The organism is Jeotgalicoccus sp. FSL K6-3177 (assembly GCF_038050175.1).
Lineage (GTDB): Bacteria > Bacillota > Bacilli > Staphylococcales > Salinicoccaceae > Jeotgalicoccus > Jeotgalicoccus nanhaiensis.
The window spans coordinates 2,357,932-2,371,015 of the sequence record NZ_JBBOSK010000001.1 but is presented as its reverse complement, the minus strand read 5'-3'; the positions used below and the strand labels follow the sequence as shown (position 1 = coordinate 2,371,015).

The window sequence follows — 13,084 nt, the reverse complement described above, 5'->3', positions numbered from 1 at the left end:
AGAGGTATTTAGAAGAGAGGAAGTTATAAATTGAAACAAACTGTTTATCACATGAATGATACGGATGAGCTGCTGAAGGCGGGAGAGTACCTGCTGGATGTCAGAGAGAACTTTGAATATGACATGGGTCATGTTTCACAGGCTAAACATATTCCGTTACAGGAACTCAGTCATCGTTTGGAAGAATTGCCGGCAGATAAGACTATATTTACTTATTGCAAAAGTGGAAGACGGAGTGAAAATGCAGCAGAGCTGCTGAAAGCAAACGGCTTTAATGCTGTTAGTCTGAATGGCGGATTTTCTGCTTACACAGGACAATTCAACAGTGCAGAAACTGAATCAGATTATTCTGCGTACAATTCCAAAACTGATCAGGAAGATATTAATCTCGACCCTGAAAGGTTAAAAATTGAAGCGTACGGGCTGCAATGTCCGGGGCCGCTGCTTAAAGTAAACGAAGTAATGGAAGATTTGGAAACAGGAAAACAAATGGAAATTAAAGTAACAGATCCCGGTTTTTCAACTGATGTTGAAGCATGGGCGAAAAAGAAAGGTCATGCAGTAGTAAAAAATGAATTAGCAGATGGTCATGTAACGGCAGTACTTCAAAAAAACGATGTACTAACGAAATCTGCTTCTGATGGTTATCAGATGAAAGAGACAAAAGACGGGGCGACAATGGTTGTATTCAGCGGAGACATGGACAAAGCACTTGCCTCATTTATTATCGCAAGTGGTGCCAGAGGTATGGGGAAAGACGTCACAATGTTCTTTACGTTCTGGGGATTAAATGTAGTTAAAAACCCACATGCAGCTAAAAAGAATAAAAAAGGACTGGATAAAATATTCAGTATGATGATGCCGAAGTCGGCATCTAAACTCCCTATTTCTAAAATGAATATGTTTGGTATGGGATCTAAGATGATTCAGCATGTAATGAAGAAGAAAAAAGTTGACGCTTTATCAGAAATGATTACAAAAGCAGATCAGCTGGGCGTTAAGATGGTTGCCTGCACCATGAGCATGGATATTATGGCAGTCGATAAAGATGAGCTATTACCGAATGTGGAACTCGGCGGAGTAGGGACTTATCTCGGAGATGCAGAAAACGGAAATCTTAATCTGTTCATCTAGAAATTTTAAATAAAAGAGGAGAGTATATAAAATGTATTTTAAACAATTTTACGATCAAAAACTTTCACAAACGTCATATATGGTCGCATGTCAGCAGACAAAAGAAGCTATTATCATCGATCCAAAACGTGTGCTTGATGAATATAAGGAAACAGCAGATGCAGAAGGATTTAAAATTACACAAGCGACAGAAACACATATTCATGCTGATTTTGCCTCGGGTCTCCGTGACACTGCCAGAGTTTTCGGCGCTAAACTGTACGTATCCGATGAAGGCGATGAAAATTGGAAGTATCAGAATGTCCCTGAAGAGACTGTATTTCTTAAAGAGGGAGATACTATCAACGTTGGTAAAGTCGAATTAAGTGTCATCCATACGCCGGGACATACCCCGGAGAGTATATCGTTTGTATTGACTGACAGCGGAGGCGGCAGTGAGGAACCAATGGGTATATTTACCGGAGATTTTTTATTTGTCGGAGATATCGGACGTCCTGACTTGCTTGAAGAGGCAGCGAACATGGAAGGAACCACAGAAGAAGGTGCAAATGCCATGTTTGATTCGCTGAAAAAATTGGATAACTATCCTGACTTCCTTCAAGTATGGCCGGGCCACGGGGCAGGCAGTGCATGCGGTAAATCCCTAGGTGCTGTACCACTATCTACGTTAGGCTATGAAAAGAAAAATAACTGGGTCTTCAAATATGAAGATAAAGAGGCATTTATCAACGAATTGACAAGTGACCAGCCGGAACCTCCAAGTTATTTTGCACAAATGAAAAAAGTGAATCAGGAAGGATTGCCTGAATTCAAAATAAGAAAAATAGATGTGGGTATACCGGAAGTATTACCGGGACAGCTGTTCGATTTAAGAAGTAAAGAAGAATTTAAAGAAGGATTCAAAAAAGGTGCAATTAATATTCCCTATAATAGAAAATTTCTTCAGTTTGCAGGATGGTACATCAATTATGATGAACCCATGACTGTTATTGCGGATCCAGACTTAAGTGAAACACTGCAGAAAGACTTTGCAGCCATCGGTTTTGATAATCTTCAGCTGATTGTGCCAAGCGATCAGGTAGAGCAGTACTTTAATGATTCTTATAAAAATATTGCACCGGAAGATTTTACTGAAAATGCAGAAGACAAATCTGTTCTTGATGTTCGTTCAACTGCGGAATACAAAGAAGGAAATCTTAATCAGGCAGAGCATATTCATTTTGGTCATCTGCAGGACAAAGAAATTCCATTTGATAGAGAAGAAGAAATATATGTTCATTGCCAAACGGGAGTCCGCTCAGCGATCGCAATGAGTGTGCTTAAAGCCCGCGGATTCGATAATGTTATAAATATCGAAAAAGGATATACAGGCATTAAAGAAGCGTTGAGATAATGGATATCACATTTATCATTGTCATATTCTTAATTGGTTTTATCGGTTCTTTTATATCGGGTATGGTAGGAATCGGTGGTTCTATTATAAAATATCCGATGCTGCTCTATATACCTGCCATGTTTGGATTCGCTTCATTCACACCCCATGAAGTGGCAGGTATCAGTGCTGTGCAGGTATTTTTTGCTACGATAGGCGGTGTCTGGGCCTATAAAAATAGCGGTTATTTAAATATAAAACTGATACTTTATATGGGCGTTGCAATACTGCTCGGCAGTCTTCTCGGTGCATACGGCTCCGGCTTTCTTACAGAAAGTCAGATTAATATCGTCTATGCGGTACTTGCAACAATTGCGGTTGTGATGATGTTTATGCCTAAAAAGGAAGTACCTTTTTCACCTGGAGACGACCTTCAGTTCAATAGATTTCTAGCTGCAGGACTGGCCTTTATAACCGGAACAGCTTCGGGCATTGTGGGGGCAGCAGGCGCCTTTATATTAGTGCCGATTATGCTCGTCGTTCTTAAAATACCGACAAGGATAACGATTGCAACGAGCCTTGCAGTAACTTTTATTTCTTCTATCGGGACAACAGCAGGAAAAGTATTTACCGATCAGGTCCTGTACGGTCCTGCAGTTATTATGATTGCAGCGAGTCTCCTTGCAGCCCCGCTCGGAGCGAAAGCCGGACAGAAAATTAATGTGACTATTTTACAATGGATTTTGGGATTGCTCATTTTAGGAACAGCCGTAAAAATATGGCTGGAAATATTTGTATAGCTAGAAAATCGAAAAATCTAATGTAACTGGTGAAGGAATATTTTATAGAAACTGCAAAAGACCTCTTAAAGCTTAGCTAAATGAAATGCCCCAAAAAGTTAAACTTTTTGGGGCATTTTATATTCTCGGGCTTCTTTCTTTTCATATCAATCATCAAATCGAAAGGCGTAATAATGTTTGTCGTTTAAGCCGAGATAGAAATATACGGCAATCCAACTGAATCCTATAGTGACAATGCCAAGAACAACCAGCAGAAAAGCCATTAATGGTGAAATGCTCTCACCGGTTTCTTTATTTATAAAACTTCTTAAAATAAAGAAACCGACAGCTGCGTTAACAATTATGCTGGCTGCATTAGTAATAATATCTAGAGCACTGCTGTCGATTGCAAGAACGTTAAACTCCAATAGTAATGAAAAAAGAAAAGCTCCAATAAACAGCAGAATAACATATGCGACTGTTGCTGAAGAGACAAAATTTCTTCTGACATCCTGGTATTTTACTGCTGGCATCGTGCCATTCAGCACTTGATCAGCTTTAAAGTAATCGTATACGAAGCAAAGCTGTTTATATATTGAAAGTATCGGCACAAAAGCCATCCACTTATTTCTGTATCCGGCTTTTCTTATAACAAAATAGAATGACAGACAGGTAATAATATAAAGTGCAGCTGTCACTAGTAAACCTGTGACAATCGTAAAGCTTCCCAACCCCATTTATCTTCACTCCTGTTGTATAAACTAGCTGTTTTTTAAGTTAACAATCGTGCGGCCTCTGACTTTTCCGTTGATAATATCTTGAAGCACCTGCGGCAGTTCCTCGAGACTCACTTCGTTGACGACTTCTTTTGTATGAATGTCCAGTTTTAAATCATTCGCTAATCTGTCCCAGACTTTTTTACGTTTTTCCATAGGATAAAAAACGGAGTCGACTCCGAGCCAGTGAATACCGCGTCCGATGAACGGTAGAACTGTTGTACGGACTTGAATGCCGCCGACAAGACCGAATGTTGCAAGTGCGCCTTCGGGTTTAAGGCTCTTAATAATATATTCTGTCGTCTTGCCGCCGACCGGGTCAACAGCTGCCTGATAGGCAGGTTTTACAACCGGTTTGCTATCCTGGTTAATCACTTCATCACGATGAATGATTTTTGCTGCGCCGATTGATTTTAAATAGTCTGCTTCATCCATACTGCCGGTGCTTGCAATAACATTGTAACCTGCTGAAGACAGCATATTAACGGATAAACTGCCTGTCCCGCCGGAAGCCCCGGCGACCAGAACATCACCGTTATCAGGATGCATGCCGGCTTGTTCGAGCTTTGTAATTGAAATGCCGGCTGTTAAACCAGCTGTACCGAGTTCCATCGACTCTTTTAAAGTTATGCCTTCAGGTAAGGGTACAACCCATTCGGCCGGAACACGTGCGATTTCAGAAAAACCGCCTGAAATTCCCGTGCCAATTTTGTAGCTCGTCGCGATGACAGCATCCCCTTTTTTAAACTTGTCATCCTTTGACTCAATAACCTCACCGGCAAGATCAATGCCCGGGATAATCGGGAAATACTCCGCAATTTCACCTTTTGCCGCCACCATGCCATCTTTATAATTGACGCTGGAATAGTGCACATCAATCAGCACGTCACCTTCGGTTAAATCTTCTATTTCGAGCACCTTGATGCTCATCTCAGTACCTTCGTCAGTTTTATCAGCAACTAAAGCTTTGAAAGAATCCATTGTAAGCCTCCTAAAAATACTTTGGTTAACAGTACCCTTAAATTAAATAAACTAATTACATAAAGCTTATTTGTACCATCTATATTTATAAGCTTTTTTAAGAAGAACAATACCAAGAATTATTGGAATAATAGAAGTTAAAGAAATGATTATACATATTGTTAATAATGACCAAGAAAAACTATTTGTAAATGAACTAAGTTCAATATAACCAAAAAAAATCTCGAAAGTATAAAATAATGAGAATATAATTATTATTTTTATTAACAACATTAATGAAACTCGTAGCCAACGAGGAGATTTACTTTTAATAAAATCTAAATCTTGTAGAATAATATTTTCAGAGGCATGTTGAAATATTAAAGCTTCTTCTTTTATATCAAATGCTTTTTCATATATGGTATCAAGTTTGTTTGGATCTTGATATTTGATTATTACCATGTTTTGTTCATTAATTTTACTAATAATCTTATACTTTCTTTGAGTATATGATTTTTTCAAAATTAAATATATTTCAGTTTTAAAATTTGAAAAGATTAGAAAAGCATATAAAGCTAAAATGATAGAGACAAATGAGTAAAATAGTAAAGCTGTAATATAAATATCATCTTTATTCGGAATACTTTCCCATTCATTATTGTGCGTTTGTATAAATTGAATGGATAAAGTAAAAAGGAAAAGTAAAATAAATAAAAATATAAAGAAAACATTTACAGTAGATTTTAGCAGTTTTTTAAAATTTCTACTCTTCTTGTTTAAGTCCATATCATCTACATGGAAAACTTTAAATATTTTAAAAATAAGTGGTATTAAAAGAGTGATTAATGGTAAATATAAATTTACTAAGTTTAAAGTTGAAAAAATATTATCGATATTCATGTTATTATCTCCTCGCAATTAGCATTGTATATTAATATAGTCATAAATAGTAATTACTTCAAACCACATATTTAATTGAAAAGAATAGGTACGATGTAATTACGTTGACAGAAGTCATGGGATTGATAGTGATTTAATTATGACTCGATATCCTTAGAATGTAATAAATGAAAACAGTATGTTTAAAACCAATTAAAGTTACTCTTGGAGGAAAACCAGATGAAAGTCATCACAGGTATGGATTCATTTAAAGGCAGTTTATCTTCTGTCGGCGCGAATCAGGCGGTTGAAAAAGGTATAAAGCAGGTGTTTCCGGAGTCTGTTGTAAAATCATTTGCTATGGCTGACGGTGGAGAGGGGACTGTGGAGACTCTGGTCGACGGTATGAATGGGAGCCTAATTGAAGTGTCTGTCACAGGTCCGCTTGGCTCGTCGGTTGATGCGTCTTACGGCTTAATTAAAGATGAAAATCTCGCAATTATAGAAGTCGCATCAGCATGCGGGTTAACATTGTTGTCTAAAGATCAGTTGAATCCGCTTATAACTACAACTTACGGTGTCGGTGAATTAATCAATCATGCTTTTAAACAAGGTGCGAGAAGGTTCATTATCGGTCTCGGCGGCAGTGCAACGAACGACGGGGGCGTCGGCATGCTTCAGGCGCTGGGTTACGAGTTCCGTGATAGTGAAGGTAAAGAGATTCACTTTGGCGGCGGGTTTTTATCTCAAATACATCCAATTAAACAGATCGCTGAAAGCCGCAAGTTTAAAGACTGCGAATTCAGAGTAGCTTGTGATGTTTCCAATATTTTATACGGCGAGCAGGGTGCATCATACATCTTTGGACCGCAAAAGGGTGCCAATAGTGAAATGCTGAAAGTGCTGGATGCGGGTTTAGTGCACTACGCTGAGCTGACACAAAAAGAAATGAATATCGATATCGCTAATATTGAAGGCGGCGGTGCTGCAGGCGGACTCGGTGCTGCTTTTCACGGCTATTTAAACGGTCAGCTGGAATCCGGCGTTGAGTTAATTATGGATGTCCTCGGCATTGAAGAGGAGTTAAAAACAGCGGATTTGATTATTACAGGTGAAGGTCAGCTTGATGCTCAGACATCGATGGGAAAAGTGCCTGCAGGTCTCGCCGCTTTAGCGGAGAAGTATACTATTCCGATCATTGCGGTCGGTGGCAGTCTGACCGAAGATGCCTATAACTTAAATCATCATGGAATCGATGCGGTGTTTTCAATACAACGTTCGCCCATTTCTGTTGAAGCCGCTATGGAACATGAACGGACACGTATTAATATTGAAAAAACCGTTGAACAGATTATGAGAGTGCTGAACGTAAAAATATATTAGAAAAACAGCTCTATGAATACTTGTGCAATAAGGATAAGAAATATCAGCGGAAGAATCAGACGGACCCACTTCATATTCAGTTTCGGCAGCAGCAGAATTCCAATATGGGAACCGATAATGGCACCGAGTGTCACTGGGATTGCTATATCCCACCGGACCAGACCTTGAATGTAGAACCAGATAAAACCTCCGAAACAGCTTGCAAAAATTATTACCCGGGAAAACTCAGCAGCTTTCTGATAGCCGTAACTGCGATGGAGATAATAGGTAATACTCATGGTCGCAGATCCCGGACCGAATCCTCCATCATATATACTGATAAAAAAAGGAGCGACTAACTTTGTGCTCTTCGGCTGACGGGAAGGGGTCATTTCATCCATATATTTTCTGCTGATTATAACGATGAAAAAAGCAAAAACAAGCAGCATAGAGGCAATAATATTCATAGTATGTTCCGACAGCTGTGTGGCAAAAAAAGCACCGCATACACCGCCTGCAATACCTGTGGTTATTTGTTTGGCAGTCATTTTTAAATCGAGACTCTTTCTGCGGTAAAAAGTCATGACATTGGTAAAGGCGGACAGGCCCGTAGCAAATTTATTGGCGGCAATACTGAGATGAATCGGGATTCCAACGATAAGCATGGCGGGAATTGTCACTAAACCGGCAGCCCCGAACATGGAGCCGATAATCGAGGACCCGATACCGATAATAAACAACAGCCAAAAATCAAAAGTTAAAACATATAAGATAGTCTCCATGAAAACATCTCCATATATTTGAGTATTTGAAATTTATCATATCACTCTTTGTTTTAGAATGAAGGTTTAAATGAGTTGAACAGGGGAACAGGTTTACAAAAAGCTGGAGGGATTATTATGAAGCGTTTGATGTACTTGCCAATGTTACTCGCGATTCTGGTACTCGCAGCATGCAGCGACGGTGAAGCGCCGACACAGGACCCATCGGAAGAAATTGAAGTCACCATGATAAACGGCGATGAAGAAGAGATAGGCACAGCAACTTTCTCTGAAGCGGATGATGGATTAACAATCGCACTGGAAGCTGAAGGACTTGAACCCGGAATGCACGGCATTCATATTCATAATGCCGGAATGTGTGAAGGACCTGACTTTGAAACGGCCGGAGATCACTATAATCCGACAGATGCAGCTCACGGCTTTGATCATGAAGACGGACCTCATGCAGGAGATTTAGAAAATATTGAAGTTGCAGAAGATGGTACGGTTTCAACGGAGATTAATGCTGAGAATGTTTCTATTTTAGATGAAAATCTGGAGAATACTTTGATGACAGAAGAAGGAACTGCATTAATCATTCACTCAGGTGAAGATGATTACATGACCCAGCCTTCAGGCGATGCGGGTACTCCGGTTGCTTGCGGTGTCATTTCAGAAGCTAAATAATTTTAAATGAAAAAAGGCCGGATAATCCTGAAGATGGATTATCCGGCCTTTCGTTAGGCTGAAGATAGTACTGGGGTTGGTATGATCGAATCTCATGTATATCCCAGGGAGCTGGGGTTGATATGATTGGGTCTCATGTGTATCCCAGGGCTCTGGGGTTGGTATGATTGGGTCTCATGTGTATCCCAGGGTTCTGGGATTGGTATGATTAGATCTCATATGTATCCCAGGGCTCTGGGGTTGGTATGATTGGGTTTCATGTGTACCCCAGGGTTCTGGGATTGGTATGATTGGGTCTCATGTGTACCCCAGGGTTCTGGGGTTGATATGATTGGGTCTCATGTGTATCCGGCGGCACTGGGGTTGGTATGATCGGATCTCATGTATATCCCAGGGTTCTAGGGTTGGCATGATCGGGTCTCATGTGTATCCCAGGGTGCTGGGGTTGATATGATTGGGTCTCATGTGTATCCCAGGGCTCTGGGGTTGGTATGATTGAATCTCATGTGTATCCCAGAGCTCCAGGGTTAGCATGACAGACTCTCATACCAACTCAAAATACCACCCCCAAAAAATCATTCCTTATTCAGCGTCCTGTCCTTCATGGTAAATCTTCTCTAATGCTTCTTCGAATAATTCGACAGGCTGCGCGCCTGAGATAGAATATTTATCGTTTACCAGGAAGAATGGCACGCCCTGTACTCCTAGTTGTGATGCTTGTGAGATGTCGACATTGACGTCCTGTTTATATTGATCGCTGTTGATGATACCGCGCACAGTATCACCGTCTAAACCGACTGATTCTGACAGACGGGCGAGTGTTTCTTCATCATTCAGCACCTCGCCGTTTGTGAAGTGTGCATCGTAGAGTGCTTTAAAGAAGTCAGTTCCTTTACCTTGTTCTTTGGCATACTGGAACACGCGGTGAGCATCGAATGTATTCGTTAATTTAGCGATATCATAGTTAATTTCAACGCCTGCTTTTTCTCCTGTTTCTATTACTTGTGAAAACATGCCTTTAGCGCGTTCTTCAGGAATGCCTTTCATTTTAGCAAAAGTTTCAGCGTACGTTTCACCCGGTGTGTATTCAGCATCCGGCATCAGCTGGAAGCTCTTGTATTCAATTTCAACTTCGTCTTTATGTGCAAATGTTTTAAGTGCGTTATCTAAGTTCGCCTGTCCGATAAAGCAGAATGGACATACAAAATCTGACCAGATTGTAATTTTCATTATTTTTTATCCTCCTTCTCTTCGTTGATTGGACCGCATACACCGGTCTCGAAGTCACATACCATACCTGAAGTGCCAAAATCTAAAGTCTCAATTCCTTTAATTTCTTTTGGCTCTTCTTTTGAGATATTGTTCTCATTTTCTTTTACACTCATGATTAAAGCTCCTTTCATGTAAAACGGATCTTTCACTGTCTTTAATTTTAACAGGGTGCATGAAATTACTCGATAAAACTGCCTGTTAGTCGTGCACCGCTTCAATGACTTTATCAGGATTGAAGCCGGAAATAACTTTGCCATTAATAATCGTCTGAGGTACTGTGAATTTACCTGTTTTCGCAATCAGTCTGACGGTCGAGACCGGATTGATATCGACTTTGATTTCTTTATATTCTATATCCATTGAATTTAAAAGATCTTTCGCCATGCCGCATACTGGACATGTCGCAGATGTGTAGATTACTGCTTTTTCAGTCATAATGTTTCCTCTTTCATTTTCCATTAGTTACTTAATTTTAACAAGATAGCTGTGCAATAACGAAAAAACTGCCTGCTGCAGAGCAACGGCAGTGGATAGTCGTCTTATCTTTCAAAATCAATTTTCTCTTCTGTACCGAGATTAATCATCGTTTCTGCAGGTTTTGTTCCCGCAATCAGTTTCCCGTTTCGGTATGAATGTGTCACAACTGCCTGTTTGCGGATAACGTCGTATTCATTATCGGCATTCAGCACGATAAAGTTTGCAGGTTTGCCTGCTTCTATGCCGTATTCTTCTTCAATGTGGAGAGTTTTTGCACTGTTTTTTGTAACCAGATCAATTGAGTTGATAATTTCTTCGTAACCCATTAATTGTGCTGCATGAATACCCATGTGAAGCACCTGCAGCATGTTTCCTGTGCCGAGCGGGTACCACGGATCAAAGATATCATCGTGGCCGAAACAGATATTCATGCCTGCTGCCTGGATTTCTTTCACTCTCGTGAGTCCGCGGCGTTTCGGGTACGTATCAAAACGGCCCTGAAGGTGAATATTAATCAGCGGATTAGAAACAAAGTTGATATTGGACATCTTAAGCAGACGGAACAGTTTAGCTGTATAAGCATCATTATAGGAACCCATTGCTGTTGTATGGCTCGCGGTCGTTTTATCGCCGTAGCCGCGCTGGTAGGCTTCATTTGCGACAACTTCCACGAAACGCGACTGCTCGTCATCGATTTCATCGCAGTGAATATCGACCAGCTTGTCGTATTTTTCTGCTAAATCGAAGGCGATTTTCATCGATTCCACCCCGTACTCTCTCGTGAATTCGAAGTGGGGGATGCCGCCGACTACATCTGCACCGAGTTTTACGGCTTCTTCCAGCAGTTCTTTGCCGTTCGGATACGATAAAATCCCTTCCTGCGGAAAAGCAACCAGCTGAATGTTTACGAACTCTGCAAGTTCTTCTTTTACTTCAATCATTGCTTTTAAGGCGGTCAGCTCCGGATCAGTAACATCTACATGTGTGCGGATGTGCTGAATACCCTGGGCAATCTGCCATTTAATTGCTTTTTTCGAGCGGGTTTTAACATCTTCGATTGTTAATGATTCCTTGCGTTCGGACCATCTCTGGATACCTTCAAATAAGGTGCCGCTTAAATTCCATTCCGGTTCACCGGCGGTCAGCGTCGTATCCAGATGGATATGCGGTTCAATAAACGGCGGCAGTACAAGTGATCCGTTTACATCTAGAGTATTCTCGGTGTCTTTAACTTTATCTTGTGTAATATTTTTAAATTTTCCATTTTCAATTGTGATGTTCCATAATCCTGTCTTTCCTCTGAGTGAAGCATTTTTAATAATCACGTACAATCTCATCCTTTGTTTTTATTGGAGTTTTAACTGAAACTGTTTCTTTATATGCTGCAAGTTTCATACCTGCAACGTAAATGACACTGCTTCCAAGTAAAGCGTTAAGCGGAGGAATTCCCGGTGCGAAATTTGCTAAAGCAATACCGGCAATCCAGGCGAAGAGAGCAACGCGGTTTAACGATTTAAATTCTACTATACTGTATGCTGCATATTTTCCGCGTCTGACAATAAAGTAATCTGCGAGTATAATTGCACCGATTGACGGCAAGGCAGAACCCAGCAGTGTTAAGAATCCGACAAAGTTATTGTACAGCCACATCGCTGCGATGGTTCCTAATATACCATTGAATACGACGATATATTTTTTAGGGAGCTTGAAAATATTTGCAAAACCCAGACCTGACGCGTAAAGTGCGCTGTCGTTTGTCGTCCAGATATTTAAGCCGAGTACAATAATGGCCGGAATCATTAGCCCTTGAAGCAGCATCACTTCTGAAATATCAGCAATACCAAATGCCATAGCACCGACTGCGCCGAACAGGAACATCAGTGAGTTCCCTAAAAAGAAAGCGACTATGCTTGAGCTGACTGCAGATTTAGCTGATTTTGCAAAACGTGTGAAATCGGGAGTCAGTGTTCCGGCACTGATAAAGGATCCTACACAGATAGTCAGCGCGAGAGCAATACTGATTGACTGTGAAGGTTCATAAGCAAAGAGAGCTTCCATGCCGCCCATTGAATTGACAGCATCGGTCACAGAATAAGAACCAAATATTGCGATAGTCGGCACACTGATAAAACCGAGAAGCGCGAGAGCTTTTAAACCGAAAATTGACGAGATAGTCATCAGCGCACCGAAGACCCCGATTAACACAAATACGTTAATCCCTGTAGCAATCGACACAGGTACAGCAAACATAGCAAGACCGACACCAAACCAGCACACCTGGGTGGATGCGAGCAGAAAAGAAGTAATATAAGAGCCTTGCTTACCGAAAGCATAACGAGCAAGAAGATGAGTCGATAACCCGGTTTTAGCAGCGATATAAGCGAGCGCGCCTGTGTATAAACCGAGTATTAAATTACCGGCAAGAACAATCAGAATAAAGCTCGTAAAAGACAGCCCTTCACCTAATGTTCCGCCTGACCACATACTCGCTGAGAAAAAGCTCAGTGAAAGCATAACGGCTAAAATATTCCAAAAACCTTTGCGACTTGACTGAGGCACTGCCTCAAGTGAGAATTCTTTGTCATGAGATGACATACATAACTCCTCCAGTATCTTTTGAATTTA

General features: G+C 40.7%; 14 protein-coding genes. 5 read left to right on the top strand and 9 right to left on the bottom strand.

The features are described from left to right. Positions 1-30 precede the first annotated feature (30 nt). From MHH58_RS12135 to MHH58_RS12125, 3 genes are read left to right on the top strand one after another with little or no spacing between them, the layout of a single operon-like run. Positions 31-1,134, top strand: a complete 1,104-nt coding sequence (locus MHH58_RS12135; RefSeq protein ID WP_341346034.1) for a DsrE/DsrF/DrsH-like family protein — start codon at positions 31-33, stop codon at positions 1,132-1,134. 31 nt (positions 1,135-1,165) lie between these two features. After that, positions 1,166-2,527: an MBL fold metallo-hydrolase gene (locus tag MHH58_RS12130; protein WP_341346033.1), complete on the top strand. Its 1,362-nt coding sequence runs from the start codon at positions 1,166-1,168 to the stop codon at positions 2,525-2,527. Continuing rightward, complete coding sequence (locus tag MHH58_RS12125) at positions 2,527-3,306, top strand: sulfite exporter TauE/SafE family protein (RefSeq protein WP_341346032.1); 780 nt, start codon at positions 2,527-2,529, stop codon at positions 3,304-3,306. Before MHH58_RS12130 ends, MHH58_RS12125 begins: the two co-directional genes overlap by 1 nt. Positions 3,307-3,452: 146 nt before the next feature. Here the strand turns inward: MHH58_RS12125 and MHH58_RS12120 are convergent, their stop codons facing one another. From MHH58_RS12120 to MHH58_RS12110, 3 genes are all read right to left on the bottom strand, one after another. After that, complete coding sequence (locus MHH58_RS12120) at positions 3,453-4,022, bottom strand: hypothetical protein (protein ID WP_341346031.1); 570 nt, start codon at positions 4,020-4,022, stop codon at positions 3,453-3,455. A 24-nt stretch (positions 4,023-4,046) separates the two neighbouring features. Then, positions 4,047-5,042, bottom strand: coding sequence for an acrylyl-CoA reductase family protein (locus MHH58_RS12115; RefSeq protein WP_341346030.1), 996 nt, complete (start codon positions 5,040-5,042; stop codon positions 4,047-4,049). Positions 5,043-5,108: 66 nt separating this feature from the next. Further along, entirely contained in the window at positions 5,109-5,921 is an 813-nt protein-coding gene (locus MHH58_RS12110) for a hypothetical protein (protein WP_341346029.1), read from the bottom strand. A gap of 219 nt (positions 5,922-6,140) precedes the next feature. Between MHH58_RS12110 and MHH58_RS12105 the strand changes: the two genes are divergently transcribed. After that, positions 6,141-7,283, top strand: a complete 1,143-nt coding sequence (locus MHH58_RS12105) for a glycerate kinase family protein (protein WP_341346028.1) — start codon at positions 6,141-6,143, stop codon at positions 7,281-7,283. On the opposite strand, the gene MHH58_RS12100 is transcribed toward MHH58_RS12105, so the two are convergent. Next, the gene (locus tag MHH58_RS12100; protein WP_341346027.1) at positions 7,280-8,044 is read right to left on the bottom strand and encodes a sulfite exporter TauE/SafE family protein; all 765 of its coding nucleotides are present in this window, start codon (positions 8,042-8,044) and stop codon (positions 7,280-7,282) included. The two genes, MHH58_RS12105 and MHH58_RS12100, sit on opposite strands and share 4 nt — an antisense overlap. 117 nt (positions 8,045-8,161) lie before the next feature. Between MHH58_RS12100 and MHH58_RS12095 the strand changes: the two genes are divergently transcribed. Beyond that, positions 8,162-8,710, top strand: a complete 549-nt coding sequence (locus tag MHH58_RS12095) for a superoxide dismutase family protein (RefSeq protein ID WP_341346026.1) — start codon at positions 8,162-8,164, stop codon at positions 8,708-8,710. Between the two features lie 582 nt (positions 8,711-9,292). On the opposite strand, the gene MHH58_RS12090 is transcribed toward MHH58_RS12095, so the two are convergent. The 5 genes from MHH58_RS12090 to codB form a co-directional block, all read right to left on the bottom strand. Further along, positions 9,293-9,940 (bottom strand): DsbA family oxidoreductase, encoded by a 648-nt coding sequence (locus MHH58_RS12090; RefSeq protein WP_341346025.1) that lies wholly within the window; start codon positions 9,938-9,940, stop codon positions 9,293-9,295. Beyond that, complete coding sequence (locus tag MHH58_RS12085) at positions 9,940-10,095, bottom strand: hypothetical protein (protein ID WP_341346024.1); 156 nt, start codon at positions 10,093-10,095, stop codon at positions 9,940-9,942. The genes MHH58_RS12090 and MHH58_RS12085 overlap by 1 nt, the downstream gene beginning before the upstream one ends. 85 nt (positions 10,096-10,180) lie before the next feature. Further along, complete coding sequence (locus MHH58_RS12080) at positions 10,181-10,417, bottom strand: glutaredoxin family protein (protein WP_341346023.1); 237 nt, start codon at positions 10,415-10,417, stop codon at positions 10,181-10,183. A gap of 104 nt (positions 10,418-10,521) precedes the next feature. Continuing rightward, complete coding sequence (gene codA, locus MHH58_RS12075; protein WP_341346022.1) at positions 10,522-11,784, bottom strand: cytosine deaminase; 1,263 nt, start codon at positions 11,782-11,784, stop codon at positions 10,522-10,524. Next, positions 11,774-13,054, bottom strand: coding sequence for a cytosine permease (gene codB, locus MHH58_RS12070; protein WP_341346021.1), 1,281 nt, complete (start codon positions 13,052-13,054; stop codon positions 11,774-11,776). Before codB ends, codA begins: the two co-directional genes overlap by 11 nt. Positions 13,055-13,084 lie beyond the last annotated feature (30 nt).